Annotated in this window: 14 protein-coding genes and 1 other RNA gene; 13 read left to right on the top strand and 2 right to left on the bottom strand. The window is 64.9% G+C overall.

The window, feature by feature from the left end:
• Positions 1–85 precede the first annotated feature (85 nt).
• Positions 86–841: an NRDE family protein gene (locus AC58EF_RS22000; protein WP_497278619.1), complete on the bottom strand. Its 756-nt coding sequence runs from the start codon at positions 839–841 to the stop codon at positions 86–88.
• A gap of 103 nt (positions 842–944) precedes the next feature.
• Here AC58EF_RS22000 and AC58EF_RS21995 point away from each other — a divergent pair, with 103 nt between their 5' ends.
• The 6 genes from AC58EF_RS21995 to AC58EF_RS21970 all read left to right on the top strand — a co-directional run bounded on the left by AC58EF_RS21995 (position 945) and on the right by AC58EF_RS21970 (position 8,771).
• Entirely contained in the window at positions 945–1,457 is a 513-nt protein-coding gene (locus AC58EF_RS21995; RefSeq protein ID WP_497278617.1) for a hemerythrin domain-containing protein, read from the top strand.
• 16 nt (positions 1,458–1,473) lie between these two features.
• Positions 1,474–1,834, top strand: a transfer-messenger RNA (tmRNA) gene (ssrA, locus tag AC58EF_RS21990).
• Positions 1,835–2,125: 291 nt separating this feature from the next.
• Positions 2,126–2,509: a tetratricopeptide repeat protein gene (locus AC58EF_RS21985; RefSeq protein WP_497278615.1), complete on the top strand. Its 384-nt coding sequence runs from the start codon at positions 2,126–2,128 to the stop codon at positions 2,507–2,509.
• Positions 2,510–2,778: 269 nt separating this feature from the next.
• On the top strand, positions 2,779–4,386 hold the full coding sequence (locus AC58EF_RS21980) for a beta-helix domain-containing protein (RefSeq protein ID WP_497278613.1): 1,608 nt from the start codon (positions 2,779–2,781) through the stop codon (positions 4,384–4,386).
• A 90-nt stretch (positions 4,387–4,476) separates the two neighbouring features.
• The gene (locus AC58EF_RS21975; protein ID WP_497278611.1) at positions 4,477–7,191 is read left to right on the top strand and encodes a TonB-dependent receptor domain-containing protein; all 2,715 of its coding nucleotides are present in this window, start codon (positions 4,477–4,479) and stop codon (positions 7,189–7,191) included.
• A 152-nt stretch (positions 7,192–7,343) separates the two neighbouring features.
• Entirely contained in the window at positions 7,344–8,771 is a 1,428-nt protein-coding gene (locus AC58EF_RS21970) for a CYTH and CHAD domain-containing protein (RefSeq protein WP_497278609.1), read from the top strand.
• A gap of 395 nt (positions 8,772–9,166) precedes the next feature.
• Here the strand turns inward: AC58EF_RS21970 and AC58EF_RS21965 are convergent, their stop codons facing one another.
• On the bottom strand, positions 9,167–9,817 hold the full coding sequence (locus tag AC58EF_RS21965; protein WP_497278607.1) for a prolyl hydroxylase family protein: 651 nt from the start codon (positions 9,815–9,817) through the stop codon (positions 9,167–9,169).
• Between the two features lie 181 nt (positions 9,818–9,998).
• Between AC58EF_RS21965 and AC58EF_RS21960 the strand changes: the two genes are divergently transcribed.
• The 7 genes from AC58EF_RS21960 to gspI all read left to right on the top strand — a co-directional run bounded on the left by AC58EF_RS21960 (position 9,999) and on the right by gspI (position 17,370).
• A complete protein-coding gene (locus AC58EF_RS21960) occupies positions 9,999–10,844 on the top strand; it encodes a type II secretion system protein N (protein WP_497278605.1) in 846 nt (281 codons plus the stop codon).
• The gene (gspD, locus tag AC58EF_RS21955; protein ID WP_497278603.1) at positions 10,841–13,063 is read left to right on the top strand and encodes a type II secretion system secretin GspD; all 2,223 of its coding nucleotides are present in this window, start codon (positions 10,841–10,843) and stop codon (positions 13,061–13,063) included. The genes AC58EF_RS21960 and gspD overlap by 4 nt, the downstream gene beginning before the upstream one ends.
• A gap of 99 nt (positions 13,064–13,162) precedes the next feature.
• Positions 13,163–14,710, top strand: coding sequence for a type II secretion system ATPase GspE (gspE, locus tag AC58EF_RS21950; RefSeq protein WP_497278601.1), 1,548 nt, complete (start codon positions 13,163–13,165; stop codon positions 14,708–14,710).
• Complete coding sequence (gene gspF, locus AC58EF_RS21945) at positions 14,703–15,920, top strand: type II secretion system inner membrane protein GspF (RefSeq protein ID WP_497278599.1); 1,218 nt, start codon at positions 14,703–14,705, stop codon at positions 15,918–15,920. The genes gspE and gspF overlap by 8 nt, the downstream gene beginning before the upstream one ends.
• 206 nt (positions 15,921–16,126) lie before the next feature.
• Positions 16,127–16,555 (top strand): type II secretion system major pseudopilin GspG, encoded by a 429-nt coding sequence (gene gspG, locus AC58EF_RS21940; RefSeq protein WP_497278697.1) that lies wholly within the window; start codon positions 16,127–16,129, stop codon positions 16,553–16,555.
• Positions 16,527–17,003, top strand: a complete 477-nt coding sequence (locus tag AC58EF_RS21935; RefSeq protein ID WP_497278597.1) for a GspH/FimT family pseudopilin — start codon at positions 16,527–16,529, stop codon at positions 17,001–17,003. The genes gspG and AC58EF_RS21935 overlap by 29 nt, the downstream gene beginning before the upstream one ends.
• Positions 16,996–17,370, top strand: a complete 375-nt coding sequence (gene gspI / locus AC58EF_RS21930) for a type II secretion system minor pseudopilin GspI (protein WP_497278595.1) — start codon at positions 16,996–16,998, stop codon at positions 17,368–17,370. Before AC58EF_RS21935 ends, gspI begins: the two co-directional genes overlap by 8 nt.
• Positions 17,371–17,528: the final 158 nt, after the last annotated feature.

Raw genomic sequence — 17,528 nt, 5'->3', positions numbered from 1 at the left:
CGTAACGCGGGACATGCCCTCCCCTAACCCCTCCCTAAAAGGAGGGGAACTATGTCCGCCTCTGGTCGTCGTCATCCGTTGCGCCTCACCAGCGGAAATGTTCCTCGCTTTCGCCCGTGCCGTGTGCGTCCGCGTCGAAGCGGCGTTCGATGATGCGTCCATGCCCCTCCCGGTCGATCGCCACGACGGTGCTGCACCGGGTGCCGTAAACCGGGTTGCGGATGAAGATGGGGGAGGCGGCGGCTTCGTCCGGGGCGTCGGAAGGGGTGGCGGGGGCGATGCCCGCGTCGGGCAGGCTTTCGAGGTGCAGGGCGGCGAACAGGCGGTCCGGTTCCTCCGCGCCTTCGGTGAGCCAGGCGAGCAGCGCCGCCTTGAGCGCGAGCGTCTTGGGCCAGGGGGCGTCGAGCGCGCCGTTGGAGAGGCCATAGAGGCCCGGCGTCAGGGCGGTGCGCAGCGGCGCCGGGCGATTGGTGAGGAAATGGGCGCTCTCGGTTTCGACCAGGATCAGGTTGAACGGGTTGAAATCGTCGAGCGCGGCCCGTTCCATGTCGCCATAGAGGCCTTCGCCCGTCAGAAGATCCGTCACCAGCGCGCCGCGCGAGGCGCGATCAGATTGCGGACCGCCATAGCCGCGCAAATTGGTGACGATCGCGGCGCGTCCGGCTTCGGAAATACCCAGCCAGGTGCCGCCCGATTGCAGATCGCGCCCGGCGATCACGCCGGGGCGGTCGCTCCAGCGGGCGAGCGGCGCGGCGGGCCGGGCATGATATTCGTCGCGATTGCCGATCAGGATGAGACGCCAGCGCGGATGCGCGTTCCAGGCCATGGCCATGATACACATGGGCGCGACTGTAGCGCGCGGTTTGATCCAGGGCAAAATTTTGTCGCGGAACCAAGCGCCCCTCCGGCCGCTTCCTGCGGAGGCGGGGCATGAGGAGGATATTATGGCGAAGGCGGAATTCACCGACGCGATCGCTCTGTTGAAGGCCGATCACCGGACGGTCGAGGATTTGTTCGAGAAATTTGAAAAAGCCAGCGGATCGGGACGCAAGCTGGATCTGGCGCGCCAGATCTGTCTGGAACTCAAGATCCATACGCTGATCGAGGAGGAAATCTTCTATCCCGCCTTTCGCGGCCGGATCGAGCACGACACGCTGGACGAGGCCTATGTCGAGCATGACGGCGCCAAGGTGCTGGTGAACGATATCGAGGCCGGATCGCCCGAAGACGATTTCTACGACGCGAAGGTCAAGGTGCTGTCCGAGGAGATCAAGCATCATGTCCATGAGGAGGAGATGCCGTCCGAGGGCATGTTCGCCCAATGTCGCAGGACCGACGTGGATCTGGTGGCGTTGCGCGACCAGTTGGCGGCGCGCAAGGCGGAATTGCTGGCGCAAGCAAAAGCGGGTGGCCTGCCGGCGGCCAAGCCCAGCGCGGTCAATCTGATCGCGGCGTGACGCAGGATCAAGCACATGGCTTGAAAAAGCATCCATTTGGTCCCATATGGGTGGTGCCGGGTTCGCCCGGCTATGGTGATAAATTGTGTCGAGTAATAGACGCAGCGGACCCGGGGGCAGTACCCGGCGGTTCCACCACATATCCCGCCTTGTGCCATTGCGGCGAGGGGCGGGGTGTCTGACGGGGCCGAACTAGGATCGACGTGTGTTCAAAGGCGATGTTTTCACCCGGCCCGTGTAAGCCGTTAAACTGTGCAAAACTCACAAGTGCCAACGATAACGAAGCACTCGCCATTGCAGCGTAATTGAGGGCCTCACGGCCTGACGTTACTCTAAAATAGCGCGGTTGAACCCACCGGGCAACAGAAGGGAATTCAGCGGCCCCCGGAGGCGCCGGGCAACAGAAGCCTCCGGACTTGCTTCCCGACATCGCAAACCAACAGCCGATTACGGTTGGCGCGCCGTTGCGCGCGTTGCCGATTCGAATCGCTATTCCCTGCGCGACGATTTTAGATTACGCTTTTATGACATTATGGCGTAAAATTTATAACATATTGATTCATAACAAAAGAAAATCATTATCAGCGCCATAAAGCCATCTTGTCCTGATGTCATATAAATGAAATACTTCTGAATATAGTAGGAAGTTTTTTCTAGGAGATTGATGGATGAGGAAGGTCGCTGTGATGATGGGGCTGGCGCTGGCCGCGATGGCGCCGGGCGTGGCTCAGGCAGCGCCCGAGGAGATGGTCGTGGTGGGCGTGCCCGATGGCAGCCTGGCGGCCAAGGCCCTGACCGCCGGCCGGTTCGAGGATGCGCTGCGCAAGCTGGCGCCGATGCCGGTCTATGGTGAGAATGATCCCGCCCGCCTTATCAACCTTGGCAACGCCTATGCCGGAATGGGCAGGACGGCGCAGGCGCGCGAAGCCTATCGCTCCGCCCGCTTCGCGCCGGAAGTGACGCTGGTGCTGGCGAACGGCAATGAGGAATCTTCGCGCGATGTGGCCGTGCGCGCGCTGGGCCGCCTCAATCCGAGCTACGCGATGCGCTGATTTCCTTCGGGATAGGTGCAGGGAGCAGGGGGCGTCATCCAGCAAGGATGGCGCCCTTTTGCGTGGATGGTCGATGGAATTGTCATAAAATTGAAAGATGAGTCTCTGAATTGTCATTTTATAGTCCCGGTGTTGTCATAGAACCGGAATGATCATGTCATTTCAGCCTCCTACTTGCCGGCCCAGAGGGCGACAGGGGGCGTTGTCCGAGTCGAGTTTCCCCTGCGCTCCGCACTTCAACAACCCGGCAAAGCCGGAGCGGAGACGACATGGCCAAGATTAACCGTATCCACACGATCCTGATGGCGAGCTGCGCCTGCGTTGGCCTGAGCGCCTGCGGTGCGGACGATATCTCCTCGCCGGGCGAGGGCACCATCGTCATCCCGACTCCGACCCCCACGCCGACCCCGACCCCCACGCCGACCCCGACCCCCACGCCGACCCCGACCGCGGTGACGCCGGCTGCCAGCTGCCCCAGCATCGCCGGCTCGGTCCAGCTGACCGACGCGGGCATCATCACCAACACCGTGACCGGCGACGCGTGGCGCAATTGCGCCTTCCCGGCGCGCTTCACCAGCTCGACCGCCATTTCGAAGCAGGCCGGCGTGATCTACTCGATGCCCGGCCGCGTCGACGTCGGCACCGACCAGGGCGCCGCCAGCACCGGCAACAATGTCACGCTGACGATCGATCCGGGCGTGGTGATCTTCGCCGGCACCGGCAACACCTTCCTGGCCGTCAATCGCGGCAACCGCATCAGCGCCGTCGGCACCGCCAGCCAGCCGATCATCTTCACCAGCCGTGAAAATGTGCTCGGCACCAGCACGGACCAGTCTTCGGCCCAGTGGGGCGGCGTCGTGCTGCTCGGCCGCGCGCGGATCACCGACTGCGCCGCGCCGGCCGCCGCGCCTGGCACCACGGCGTGCGAACGCGACACCGAAGGCGCGAGCGGCGCGCTGTATGGCGGCGCCGACGATGCCGACAATTCGGGCCGCATGTCCTATGTCCAGATCCGCTATTCGGGCTTCGTCCTGTCGGGTTCGAGCGAACTCCAGGGCCTGACCCCTTCGGGCGTCGGCACGGGCACGCAGCTTGACCATATCCAGGTTCACAACAGCTCGGACGACGGCATCGAAATCTTCGGCGGTTCGGTCCATCCCCGCTATCTCGTCCTGACCGGCAACGAAGACGATAATCTCGACACCGACGTCGGCTATCGCGGCACGATCCAATATGTGATCGGCGTCCAGCGCGACGGCAACAATATCGGCGACAGCTTCATGGAAACCGACTCGAACGGTGGTTCGGCGGCGAACAATGGCGAAGACGCCCTGCCGCGCCAGTTCGTGAAGGTCGCCAACTTCACCTGGATCAACCGTTCGACCACGGGCAGCAATGGTGCGGCCATGCTGCTGCGCGGCGGCGCCGACCTGAACCTGATCAACGGCCTGATCGTCAGCCCGACCCAGACCTGCCTGCGCATCGACAGCACCACCACGGTGCGTGACGCCGACACCGCGCTGCAGGATGCCGGCCGTCCGCGCTACATTTCGGTCGCGATGCAGTGCCTTGCCGCCACGCCCTTCGCGGGCCAGCGCGGCGTCGATGCCGCCACCGTCCGCTCGATCTTCGAAGCCGGTCCGAATAGCACCATCACCTACACGCCGTCGCTGACGAACCTGTTCGTCAACGGCGCGACCGAAACCGCGCTGGTGGCGACCGATCCCAGGACGATCGACAGCAACTTCACCGCGACCAACTATGTCGGCGCGGTCCGGGACAGCAGCGATACCTGGTATGCCGGCTGGACCTGCAATTCGGTGACGGCGGGCTTCGGCAGCGCCAGCGGCAACTGCACCGCCATCCCGACCACCTGATCGGCACCTGACCTCAACAGGGGCGGGGGAGCGTTTTCAGCGCTTCCCCGCCTTCTTTGCACGGAATAATCCCAAAAGGGGGACCATCGCATGTCGAAGCCGCTGACCCTGGCGCGCCTGCTCCTGATTTCCACCGCCCTGTCGGCGCCTGCCGTCATGGCCCAGACTGAAACAACCGCCGAACAGCCTGGCGCCGGACAGACGGGCGCGCCGACGACGCCCAGCGGCACGCCCAGCGCGGCCGAGGAAGCCGACGCCCAGTCGGGCAATGTCGATGTGTCGATCCCTGGCGCCGACATCGTCGTGACCGGCCGCCGCACCGCCAACATCTCCCAATCCGCGCCGCAGGTGGTGAACGTCCTGTCGGCCGCCGACATCAAGCGCACCGGCGAAGGCGACATCGCCGGTTCGTTGCAGCGCGTCACCGGCCTGTCGGTCGTGTCGGGCGGCTATGTCTATGTCCGCGGCCTGGGCGACCGTTATTCGCTCGCTTTGCTCAACGGTTCGCCGCTACCCAGCCCCGAACCGCTCAAGCGCGTCGTTCCGCTCGATATCTTCCCGACCAGCGTGATCGCGTCGACCCTGGTGCAGAAGAGCTTCTCCGCCAACTTCCCCGGTGAATTCGGCGGCGGCGTGATCAACCTGACGACCAAGGCGATCCCGACCGAAAGCTATCTGGAAGTCGGCGTCGGCAGCTCCGCCAATACCGAAACCTCGGGCCAGATGGGCTACACCCATTATGGCGCGAAGTCCGACTGGACCGGTTTCGACGACGGCACGCGCGACGTCCCCAACCTGTTGAAGAATGCCATCAACAGCGGCACGGCCTTCTCCAACATCCCGCGCGCGGACCTGCGCGCCATCGCGATGAGCTTCCAGAACAGCAATACGTCGGTGGTGCAGCGGACCAATAGCCTGCCGTTCAACTTCTCCGCGTCGCTGAACGGCGGCACGGCGATGGACGTTGGCAGCGACGGCCGTCTGGGCATCATCGCGACGGCCAGCTACAACAACAAGTGGCGCACCCGCGACAATATCCAGCAGGCGTCGCTCGACGTGGCGCAGGGCGCGGGCAAGGATTATCGCCAGGTCAGCACCGACAATGAGGTGACGGTGAACGGCCTGCTTGGCTTTGGTCTGGAACTGGGCGACCAGAAGCTGCGCTGGACCAATCTCTACATCCGCGACACGCTGAAGCGCAGCGCGCTGGCGGTCGGTCGCAATGACGGCCAGATCCAGGGTGCGGACTATATGACCCAGAGCACCGCCTGGTATGAGCGCCAGCTGATCGACACCCAGCTGGTGGGCGAGTTCAAGCTGACCGATGCGCTGAGCCTGGACGTGCGCGGCGGTTACGCCAATTCGCAGCGCGAAGCGCCCTATGAGCGCGATTTCGAATATGTGCGCAGCAATATCGATACCGCTGTCGACCCGGTCGGCGACCGCTTCATCAACGCGCTCAACCGCCAGCGCGGCGACGCATCGATCACCTTCAGCGACCTGAACGAGGATCTGTGGTCGGCCGGCGCTGACCTCAGCTACAAATTCTCGCCGGCGGTGACGCTGACGGGCGGCTATGCCTATACCGACACCAAGCGGACGGCGTCGCGTTACGAACTGCATTTCGACGCCACCAACCTGCCGATCGCGGTGCAGCAGCTGCGCCCCGACTATCTGTTGTCGGATGCGTCGATCCAGCTCTATGACATCAGCCTGCTGGAATTTTCGGGCAACTATCCGGTCTATGACGCCGCGCTGCGCGTCCATGCCGGCTATGGCCAGTTGCAGGCCGAAGTCATCCCCGGCGTGACGATCAACGCCGGTGTCCGTTACGAAAAGGGCGAGCAGTCGGTGACGGGCGTGGACGTCTACAATACTGGCGTCACCCCGTTCAACGAGATCAAGAAGGATTACTGGCTGCCGGCCGTGACGCTGACCTTCGAAGCGGCGCAGGGCCTGCAATTCCGTGCGAGCGGGTCGAAGACCATTGCCCGCCCGCAGTTCCGCGAACTGATCGCCCAGCCCTTCCTCGATACGGAATCGAACCGTTTCTATCGCGGCAATCCTTTCCTGAAGGACAGCCAGCTGTGGAACGCGGACATCCGCGCCGAATGGTATATGGGGCGTGACGAACGGCTGACCGCGGCGGCCTTCTACAAGAAGATCGACAATCCGATCGAAACGTTCACGACGATCACCGATACCTATACGGTGACGACCAGCTTCGCCAACGCACCGGAAGCGTCGCTTTACGGTTTCGAAGTCGAAGCGCAGAAATATGTCCCGCTCGATGGCTGGTCGGATTCGGACTTCTTCGCCAGCCGCCGCATCGCGCTGATCGGCAACTATACCTACACCCAGTCGAAGTTGAAGGTGAGGGAAGGGGACACCACCATTCCCTATACCTACACCACCGGCCCGCTGCCGGCCGCGTCGGACTATTTCCTGAACGGCGTGCCGCTGACCGGTCAGTCCGACCATCTGGTCAACTTGCAACTGGGACTTGAGGATACGGACAGGCTGTCGCAGCAGACGCTGCTGCTGACCTATGCCAGCCCGCGCGTCACCAGCCGCGGCCCGAACCTGCAGCCCGACATCAAGGAAAAGCCGGGCCTGACGCTGGATTTCGTCGCGCGCCAGGGCGTGACGCTGCCGGGTGGGATCAACAGCGAGTTCAAGTTCGAGGCTCGCAACATCACCGGCCGGAAATTCCAGGAGTTCCAGGAAGCCGGTGGCAACAAGGTGTTCTACAACCGCTACAAGATCGGCACGACCATCGCGGCGTCGCTGACCGTGGCCTTCTGATCGACAGGGCGATGCGGGGCGGCAACGTCCCGCACCCTCCAGCGGCCGGGCTGTCCTGCGACAGGCCGGCCGTTCCGATTCAGGAACAATGTCTTTCCGTGACGCTTCATGTTACAAGCCCGCTCCGCGCCGGATGACGGACGGAGGGACCTATGGGACGCGAGATCGAACTGAAGCTGGACCTGTCGAACGCGGCGGCGGACATTTTCGCTGATTGGGACGGCCTGCCGGAACGGGAGGATGTGACGCGGCTCCAGTCCGTCTATTTCGACACGCCCGACGGCCAGCTGGCGGACAAGGGAATGAGCCTGCGCATCCGCAAGTCGGGCAAGCGCCGCATCCAGACGGTAAAGGCCGATGGCGGGTCGGCGGGGCTGTTCGCGCGGCAGGAGTGGGAAATGCCGGTGCGCGGCGTGAAACCGACGATCGATGCCCGGACGCCGCTTCTTGAATTGTTCGGCGAGGCGGCAGAACAGGTCGAGCCGGTGTTCGAAGTGGATGTGGAGCGGAGCCGCTGGCTGCTGACCGAAGGCGACGGGCGGGTCGAACTGGTGCTCGACCGGGGCGTGGTGCGCGCGGGTGAACGCGAGGAGCCATTATGTGAGATCGAGCTGGAACTGAAGGCGGGGCCGCCGGCGGCGCTGTTCGCCATCGCCCGCCGCATCGATGGCGAGGTGCCGGTTCGTCCCGGGGTGCTGACCAAGCCTGAGCGCGGCTATCGGTTGCGCGCCGCCATGCCCGCCGCATTCAAGGCGGAACGGGTGCGGCTCGATCCGGCGATGAAGGCGAGCGAGGCCTTTTTGCGCATCGCCCAGGCCTGCCTGCGCCATTATCGGCTGAACGAGGCGCTGCTGCTGGAGCAATATGAACCCAAGGCGCTGCATCAGGCGCGGGTCGCGGTGCGGCGGTTGCGATCGGCATTGACGCTGTTCAAGCCGATCCTGCTGGAAGCCGATGTTCAGCGTTTCCAGGACGAGTTGCGCTGGCTTGCCGGCATGTTGGGCGAGGCGCGCGACCTGGACGTGCTGGCGGAGCGGGTCGAGGATGAGGCGGCGCGGCAGTCGCTGGCGGATGCGCGCGAAGCGGCGCACAGGCGGGTGGGCGAATGGCTCCATAGCGCGCGGGTGCGGATGCTGCTGGTCGATCTTGCCGAATGGCTGGCGCTGGGGGCGGGATGTGGCGGCGATGCCGACGCGCCTGCGACGGATTTCGCCGCGAGCCGGCTTCGGCGCTTCCGCGGCAAAGTGCGCAAGGGCGGGCGCGATATGGCGAAGCTCCCCGACGACGCCCGGCATCAGGTTCGAAAGGACGCCAAGAAACTCCGCTATGGCACGGAATTTTTTACCGATTTATTCCCGGCTTCGGGCCAGCGCCGCCGTCATCGCGCATTTGTCGACGCGCTGGAGGCGTTGCAGGAGCGGCTGGGCGACCTCAATGACCTGGTGAGCGCGCCCGACCTGCTGGAGCAGCACGGCCTGGCCCGCGATACGGCGCTGGGCCTCAAGCGGAAGAAGAAGCTGGTCGCGGGCGCGGCCAATGCCCATGCGGAACTGGCCGACGCGCGCAAATTCTGGAACTAGTGGTCCGATACTGACATTCGACACCGCTTGAGGCCATGTCCCACATGAATGTCAGAATCTATTCGGACCATTAGAAATATANCGACGCGCGCAAATTCTGGAACTAGTGGTCCGATACTGACATTCGACACCGCTTGAGGCCATGTCCCACATGAATGTCAGAATCTATTCGGACCATTAGAAATATATGATTCTAGTGGATTTTACGATTTTGACATTTGCAGACCCATCCCAACCGCCAGGGGATGCAAATGTCAAAATCAATCCCACTAGAGCGTCTTCACTATGAGTGAAAACGCTCTCATCTTTGGATGGCCGCATTTTAGCGCCGCTGGCCTGCGGCTCCGAGCCGTCGACCGTAAACGGTCAACTGGAAAATGCTCTGAGCCGCCGCCTCAGCCCCAGGGCTTTTCGCGATACCATTTGGTGATGATATGCTTGACGCCGCTGCGCACCTTCATGCCGTGGTGGAGGCTGGCCGGATTGGGCTGGCCCGGCGCGATGCGGTTGTTCCAGGCGAGCAGCTTGCCGGTTTCGGGCTGAACGGTCTTGCCGATCTTGCTGAAGCGCGTGGCCCCGCCAGCCGCCGGTTCGTTGAGGTAGACCATCAGCGTCCAGGTGCGATTGCCCGCCACCGAGCAATATTGGGCATAATCCGCGCCCTTGGGGTCGAAATAGTCGGTATGCGCCTTGAATTCCTGCCCGACGCCGTAGCGCTGGCCCTGGATCGGTTCGCCATAAAGGGGATCGATTCCGGCGAAGGCGGCGAGTTTCGCGTCGATCGTGGCGATGAAGCTGTCCATCGGATCGAGATCGCAGGTCTCGCTGGTGCGAAAATAGCCGTCGCCATTGGCGTCGGCGATGGTGGAAGGGCGACGGTCGGCCTCGATCCGTTCGACCAATAAAGCGCACTCTTCGGCCGACAGGAACTGGCGCTGGATGAACAGGGTCAGTTCGCGATTAGGCACTTTCTGCACGCGCGGATGGCCGGCGATCCAGGCGGGATCGGCATCAACGGCCTTGGGATGATCGGCGATATCGGACATGACGGACCCTCGCAGGAAGCGGCGCGTGGTTGACCCATTGCGCGTTTAGCTATCGTTGACGCCGCGAAATGCAAGCTCCCTCCCTTACTTGCGTGTCGTGTCATATAACTGACATATAAATGTCATTTTCGAGTAAGAAGAGTTCCCTAGGCGGGCGGGAACGCAAGGGGGTCAATTGCAGATGCGCGTGCCGTTCGGCGACAGGGTCCGTGGTTGGAAAGACGGTGTGCCGTCAATCGACTGGCTGAAGCTGGGCGAGCGGCTGTTGCTGGCGTTGCTGGCGTTGCAGGTGGCGCGCTTCATCTGGGTCGTGCTGACCCCGGTCGGCAGCTTCGGTTTCTGGGAAGGGCGGCAGGCGCAAATTCTGCCCGCCAACGCCCGGCAGGCGCTCTTCGCCAGCTTCGATCCCTTTTTTCGGACCGGCGCGCCGCAGCAGTCCGGGGGTGGCGTCGTCACCTCGCTGGCGCTGACCGTCTACGGCATCCGCCTCAACGAAGGATCGGGTCTGGGATCGGCGATCATCGCGACGCCCGATGGCGTGCAGAACAGCTTTGCCGTCGGCGATGAGATTTTGCCCGGCGTGGTGCTGAAGGCCGTCGCCTTCGACCATGTGACGATCGACCGGGGCGGGGCCGAGGAGCAGGTCTTCCTCGACCAGTCCGCGCCCGCGCCCGAGTCGGCGCCGCCCGCGCCGGCATCGGGTGAGGGCTGGCAGAGCGCGGCGCCGCCGCCGGCCGCACCGCCGCCCGGCCAGGATTCGCCCACTGCGGACAGCCTGAAGCGCGATATCGGTTTCGCGCCGCGGATGCAGAATGGGCGGATCACGGGGTTGGCGGTCCTGTCCAAGGGGCCGGCCTTCGCCAATGCCGGGTTCAAGCCGGGCGATATCATCACGCAGGTAGACGGCCAGCCCGTCGGCAATTTCCAGGCCATCCAGAGCAAGATCGCGCCCGGTGCGCGGCTTGCCCTGACCGTCGAGCGCGGCGCCGCCGTCGCCTCCGTCAACATCATAGTGCAAGGCCAATGACCCGCAAATTCCTCCTTTCCGCCGCCATGGCCCTTGCTCTGGCCGCGCCGATCGCCACCCCGGTGCAGGCGCAGCAGACGCTGAACGTGCGCGATGCCGATATACGCGCCTTCATTCAGGATGCGGCGCGCGTCACCGGGCGCACCTTCATCATCGACAATCGGGTGCAGGGGAAAGTGTCGGTCGTGACCGACCGGCCGCTGTCACGATCCGAATATTTCGAGATTTTCCTGTCGACCCTGCGCGCCAATGGGCTGGTCGCGGTGCCCGCGCCGGGCGGCGCCTATCGTATCCAGCCGGCGGATGGCGCGGCGGGTCAGCCGAGCGGCGTGGGCCGGGCGGCGAACCGCAACAGCTTCGTCACCGAAGTCTTCCGCCTGCGCTCCATCGATGCGGCGAGCGCGCTGGAAACGCTGCGCCCGCTGGTGAGCAAGGACGGCTCCGTCACCGCCAACCGGGCGGGCAACAGCGTGGTCGTGGCCGATTATGCCGACAATATCGCGCGCATTCGCCAGGTGATCGCGCGGATCGACCGCGATACGGCGGCGACGCAGATGGTCAGCCTGAAAAATGCCGGCGCGCGTGAGATCGCGACCTCGCTTCAGGCGCTGGTGGCGAGCGGCGGCGGCGAGAATGCCGCGCCTTCGGCCGCGACGGTGGTGCCGATCGACAGCAGCAATTCGGTCGCGATCCGGGGCGACGCCAATACGGTGGCGCGGCTCGCCACCATGGCGCGCGAACTGGACCGGCAGGCGGCGAGCGGCACCGAAATTCGCGTCTACTGGCTGGAACATGCCGATGCGGAAAAAATGCTGCCGGTGTTGCAGCAACTGATCGGACAGTCGAGCAACCAGCCGGTGACGGCGTCCACGCCGGCGGCGGGCAACGGATCGGGTAACGGCCCGAGCGCCGCGCCCGCTTCGCAGGCCGCGGTGCCAGTGGCGGCGGCATCCTCCTCTTCCTCTTCGGGCAGCGGTATTTCGACGCGCGGGCCAGCGATCGTCACGCGCTACGAGGGCGCCAATGCCATCATCGTGGCGGCGAACAGCGATGTGCAGCGGATGCTGGGCGAAACCATCCGCCAGATCGACACCCGCCGCGAACAGGTGCTGGTGGAGGCGATCATCGTCGAGATCAGCGACGCGGCCGCCAAGCGGCTGGGCGTCCAGTTCCTGATCGGCAGCACGTCGACCGGCTTTGCCGCGACCAATTACAGCAATGCACAGCCCAATCTGCTGACGCTGGCGGGCGCCTATGCCGCCGACCGGCTGGGCACGACCACGACGACCGTGGTGGCGGCCGACGGATCGACCACGACGACCGAGACGCAGACCAACAGCGACCTTGCCAGCACGCTGCAGCAGGCGGCGGTGAGCAGCCTGCAAAGCGCGACCGGCGCGATCGCGGGCCTGGGCGGCAGCATCGGCCGCAACGGCATCTTCGGCGCGATCATCAATGCGGTGAAGTCCGACACGGAAAGCAACCTTCTGTCCACGCCGTCGGTCATGACGCTGGACAACCAGAAGGCGTCGATCCTGGTGGGCCAGCAGGTGCCGATCACGACCGGCGAGGCGCTGAGCCAGAATTTCGACAACCAGTTCCGCACCGTCCAGCGACAGGATGTCGGCATCAAGCTGGAAGTGAAGCCGCAGATCAACACCGGCGGCGCGATCAAGCTGTTCCTGAAGCAGGAAGTGTCGAGCGTCGCCGGGCCGGTCAGCACCGACAATAGCGACCTCATCATCAACAAGCGCGAGATCGAGACGACCGTGACGGTCGACGACGGCGAGATATTGGCGCTGGGCGGCCTGCTCGACGATAATGAGCGCAAGACGATCGAGCGGATTCCGCTGCTGTCCGACATTCCGGGCATCGGCGAACTGTTCAAGTCGCGCAGCAAGAGCCGGAGCAAGACCAATCTGATGGTGTTCATCCGCCCGACCATATTGCGGTCGAAGGAGGATGCGCAGAAGCTGACGCAGCAGCGCTATGGCTATATTCGCGGTATGCAGTTGCAGCGCGATCCCACGGTAGAGCCAACGATCGACGAGTTGGTGCGCGATTATATGGGCGCGACCCCGCCGATCGCCGCGCCGCAGCCGGGCGACGCGGTGGTGCAGCCCGCCGCCGCCACGCCGGAAGTGATCGAGCCGACCGTTCGCCAGTCGAGCGGCGTCGTGCGTCCGGTCCAGATCCAGCCAAGCGGAGAGAAGAAGTGACGGGATATCTTTTCCGTCCATTCGGGCCGAGCCTGTCGAAGCCTGTCCTGGGCGGCGTCGAATGGCCCTTCGACAAGCTCAGGGCGAACGGAGGTTGGTGTGAACGATCTTACCTCTGATCCAGCCGAGATCGGCCCCCCGGTCATTCCGCCGCGTCCGATCGACATTCCCTATGCCTTCGCGCGCAAGCATGGCGTGGTGCTGTTGCCACCCGAGGGCGACCGGCTGACCATCGCGGTGCGCGAGGGCAGCGACCCGCGCGTGCTGCTGGAGGTGCGGCGGCATCTGGCGCGCAGCTTCGACGTGCGCTTCGTGGACGCGCCGCAGTTCGACCGGCATTTGTCCGACCATTATGCGATGGAGGGCAGCGCGGCCGCCATGGCGGGATCGCTGGAGGTCGGCGCCGACGAACTGGACATATTGGCCGCCGACATTCCGACGGCCGACGACCTGCTCGACAGCGCCGACGATGCGCCGGCGATCCGCCTGATCAACGGCATCATCGCCGAGGCCGCGCGGCAGGGCGTGTCGGACATTCATATCGAGCCTTATGAGACGGGCCTGATCGTGCGGATGCGCGTCGACGGCGTGCTGCGCGAGACGCTGCGGATGCCGCCGCACGTCGCGCCCGTGGTGGTCAGCCGCATCAAGGTGATGGCGCGGCTCGACATCGCCGAGCGGCGCGTGCCGCAGGACGGGCGCATCGGCCTGACGCTGGGCGGCAAGTTGCTGGACGTGCGTGTATCCACGCTGCCGAGCCGGGCGGGCGAGCGGGTGGTGCTGCGTATTCTCGACAAGGAGAATGCGGGCATCACGCTCGACCTGCTGGGCATGACGGGCGCGCCGGACCGGATCTTCCGCGAGGGGCTTTCCGAGCCGAACGGCATCATCCTCGTCACCGGGCCGACCGGTTCGGGCAAGACGACGACGCTCTATGCGGGCTTGCGCACCCTGAACGACGGGTCGCGCAACATCCTGACGGTGGAAGACCCGGTCGAATATGCGATCGAGGGCGTCGGCCAGACGCAGGTCAATGCCAAGGTCGGCCTGACCTTCGCGGCAGGGCTGCGCGCGATCCTGCGCCAGGACCCGGACGTGGTGATGGTCGGGGAAATCCGCGACCGGGAAACGGCGGAGATCGCCGTGCAGGCGTCGCTGACCGGCCACCTCGTGCTGTCGACCGTGCATACCAACGACGCCGTGGGCGCGATCACGCGGATGCGCGACATGCGGGTGGAGCCGTTCCTGCTCGCCTCGACTCTGCGCGCGGTCATCGCCCAGCGCCTGGTCCGCCGCCTCTGCCAGCATTGCCGCGAGCCGGTGCAGGCGGACAAGTCGGCCAGCGCGCTGCTGGGCTTCGATCCGGGCACCATCATCTACAAGGCGCGCGGCTGCGAGGAGTGCAGCGGTTCCGGTTACAAGGGCCGGATCGGCGTGTTCGAGGCGATCCGGGTGGATGACACCATCCGCCGCCTGATCAACGATGGCGGCGATGAATCGCTGATCGCGCGCCATGCCTTCCTGAACGCGCCCAATCTGGGATCGGCGGCGCGTGCGCTGGTGCGCGACGGCCAGACCACGGCGGAGGAAGCCATCCGCGTGTCGCGCCGCGACGCGACCGAGGTGGAAACCATCGCCGATGGCTGATTTCGACTATGTGGCGATCGACCCGGCGGGCAAGGAGCGTTTGGGGAAGATCAAGGCCGACACGGTCGAGGATGCGCGCGCCAGGCTCGACGCGCGCAAGCTGTTCGTCGTGCGGCTGGAGGCTGGCGCGGTCGCTGTGGCGCGCAAGCGCGCGGGGTTGTCGCTGCGCAGCCCGCGCTTTAGCGCCAAGGAACTGACCCTCTTCACCCGCCAGCTTTCCACGCTGATCCAGGTCAGCCCGCTGGAGGAATCGCTGCGGACCATCGGCCGTCAGAGCGAGCAGGCCCATGTCCGCGCAATCGTGGGCAAGGTCCATTCGGGCGTGCTGGAAGGGCGGCGGCTGGCCGATGCGCTGGGCGCGGAGCCGAAAAGTTTCCCCGCCCTCTATCGCGCCATGGTTTCGGCGGGCGAAAGCTCGGGCAGCTTGCCGACGATCATGGAGCGGCTGTCCGACCTGATGGAGCGGCAGGCGGTGATGCGGTCCAAGGTGCTGACCGCGATTGCCTATCCGAGCGTGCTGGCGACTTTCGCCGTGTTCGTGGTCGCGGCGCTGATGATCTTCGTCGTGCCCAAGGTGGTCGAGCAGTTCGATACGGTGGGGCAGCAACTGCCCTTCCTGACCCGGATGGTGATGGCGATATCCGCCTTCCTCGCCGGTTACTGGTGGTTGCTGCTGATCCTGATCGCGCTGGCGGGCCTGGGATTCTGGCGCGCGATGAAGGTGGAGGGTTTTCGTTATCGCTTCGACGCGATGCTGTTGGGGCTGCCCTTGCTGGGGCGGCTGATCCGCGACCTCCATGCGGCGCGGATGGCGCGCACCCTGTCGACCATGGTGGCGAGTCGCCTGCCGCTGATGGAAGGCCTGTCGCTGACCGCCAACACCGTCCACAACCGCGTGCTGCGTAAGGCGTCGGACGAGATCGTCGAGGCGATCCGCGGCGGCGGCAGCCTGTCGGCGGCGCTGCGGCGCGCGGGGGTGTTCCCGCCGCTGCTGGTCTATCTCGCCGCGAGCGGGGAGAGCGCGGGGCGGCTCGACACGATGCTGGAGCGGGCCGCCGATTATCTGGAGCGGGAGTTTGACAGCTTCACCTCCGCGGCGCTGGCGATGCTGGAGCCGGTCATCATCATACTGATGGGGGGCATCGTCGCCGTCATCATCCTGTCCATCCTGCTGCCGATCCTGCAGCTGCAAAGCCTCACCGGGGCTTGAAGGAGTCGAATATGCGCAAACTGAAATCCGTTCGGGCTGAGCTTGTCGAAGCCCTGCTCCTTTCTTCCAAGAAAGAAGAGCCCTTCGACAGGCTCAGGGCGAACGGAGGCGAGGGGTGGGGTGAAGAAGGCTTCACGCCCGTGAGGCGTTCCGCCGAACACGGCTTCACGTTTTCGAGGCGTTCCGCCGAGCACGGCTTCACCTCCATGAGGCGTTCCGCCGAGCACGGCTTCACGCTGGTCGAACTGATGGTCGTGATCGTCATCATCGGCCTGCTGGCGACGATCGTGGCGATCAACGTTATCCCCGCGACCGACACGGCCCGGATCGAGAAGGCGAAGGCAGACATCTCGACCATCGAACAGGCACTGGAGCAATATCGGCTCGACAATCTGACCTATCCATCGGCGACCGACGGCTTGCAGGCGCTGCTCAATCCGCCCGCGTCGCTGGCACAGCCGCAGCGCTATCGTCGCGGCGGTTATATCAAGAAGCTGCCGCAGGACCCGTGGGGGCGCGCCTATCTCTACACCGTGCCGGGGCGCCGTGGCGCATTCGACATCAGCTCGCTGGGCGCCGACGGCCAGCCGGGCGGCGAGAATGAGAATGCCGACATCTATTCCAGCGAACTCTGATCCATCCCCGAACGGAAATGGATTTACCCTGATCGAGCTGATGGTCGTGCTGACCATCATCGGCTTCATGTCCGCCGCCGTCGTCCTCGCCATTCCCGACCCGCGCGGCCGGGTGATCGAGGATGCCGACCGCTTCGCCGCGCGCGTCGCCGCCGCGCGCGACGAAGCGGTCGTCACCGCGCGCCCCATGGGGGTGTGGGTGTCGGCCTCGGGCTATGGTTTCCAGCGCCGCGAGGGCGGCCAATGGGCGTCGCTGGAGGACAAGCCTTTCGTCACCGCCAACTGGAAAGGCGGCACGCGCGCGCTGGTGGGCAAGGACGGACGGCAGCAGATCGCCTTCGACGGCACCGGCCTGCCGACCGATCCCCTGACCGTGACCCTCGCCCGCGAAGGCGAGCGCGTGTCCGTGACCGTCGATATGGCGGGGAAGGTCATGGTCGGTGGCTAGGCGTCAGGGCAAGAGCGAAGCGGGGTTCACCCTTTTGGAAATGCTGGTCGCGCTGGCGGTGTTCAGCCTGGCCGCGCTTGCTCTGGTGCGGTTGCAGGGCGTGACGCTGCACACCGCGGCCGACCTCGACAGCAAGGCGCTGGGGCAGATCGTCGCGCGCAACCTGATGGTGGAGGTGCAGACCGATCCCGCGCCGCCATCGGTCGGCGAGGAAGATGGCGAGGTCGATAATGGCGGGCGGCGCTGGCATTGGAGCCGTGTCGTCCGGGCGACCGACGACAAGCGACTGCTTCAGGTTGACCTGACCGTCGACGGCCAGCCGGGCGCATCGCCGGTCGTTCTGAGCTTCGTGCGGGTGGTGCAATGAAGCCCGTCAAACCAGCCTGTTCGGTCGTTTCGCGTGCAGTCGAGCAACGCAGGCGCAGTGCTATCCGCTTCTCGACTTCGCTCGAAGCGAACGGAGCCGGGAAAAGCGCCGTTACGCCTTTGGAGCGTTCCGCCCAACAGGGCTTCACGCGTTTGGAG

This window comes from Sphingobium sp. WR1 (assembly GCF_059693745.1).
The sequence above is the reverse complement of the archived record's forward strand: the minus strand, read 5'-3'. Positions and strand labels throughout refer to the sequence as shown.

Bases quoted from the DNA above. Each gene is read 5' to 3' on its own strand.
- AC58EF_RS22000 (WP_497278619.1), bottom strand. From the start codon at position 841: ATGTGTATCATGGCCATGGCCTGGAACGCGCATCCGCGCTGGCGTCTC.
- AC58EF_RS21995 (WP_497278617.1), top strand. From the start codon at position 945: ATGGCGAAGGCGGAATTCACCGACGCGATCGCTCTGTTGAAGGCCGAT.
- AC58EF_RS21985 (WP_497278615.1), top strand. From the start codon at position 2,126: ATGAGGAAGGTCGCTGTGATGATGGGGCTGGCGCTGGCCGCGATGGCG.
- AC58EF_RS21980 (WP_497278613.1), top strand. From the start codon at position 2,779: ATGGCCAAGATTAACCGTATCCACACGATCCTGATGGCGAGCTGCGCC.
- AC58EF_RS21975 (WP_497278611.1), top strand. From the start codon at position 4,477: ATGTCGAAGCCGCTGACCCTGGCGCGCCTGCTCCTGATTTCCACCGCC.
- AC58EF_RS21970 (WP_497278609.1), top strand. From the start codon at position 7,344: ATGGGACGCGAGATCGAACTGAAGCTGGACCTGTCGAACGCGGCGGCG.
- AC58EF_RS21965 (WP_497278607.1), bottom strand. From the start codon at position 9,817: ATGTCCGATATCGCCGATCATCCCAAGGCCGTTGATGCCGATCCCGCC.
- AC58EF_RS21960 (WP_497278605.1), top strand. From the start codon at position 9,999: ATGCGCGTGCCGTTCGGCGACAGGGTCCGTGGTTGGAAAGACGGTGTG.
- gspD (WP_497278603.1), top strand. From the start codon at position 10,841: ATGACCCGCAAATTCCTCCTTTCCGCCGCCATGGCCCTTGCTCTGGCC.
- gspF (WP_497278599.1), top strand. From the start codon at position 14,703: ATGGCTGATTTCGACTATGTGGCGATCGACCCGGCGGGCAAGGAGCGT.
- gspG (WP_497278697.1), top strand. From the start codon at position 16,127: ATGAGGCGTTCCGCCGAGCACGGCTTCACGCTGGTCGAACTGATGGTC.
- AC58EF_RS21935 (WP_497278597.1), top strand. From the start codon at position 16,527: ATGCCGACATCTATTCCAGCGAACTCTGATCCATCCCCGAACGGAAAT.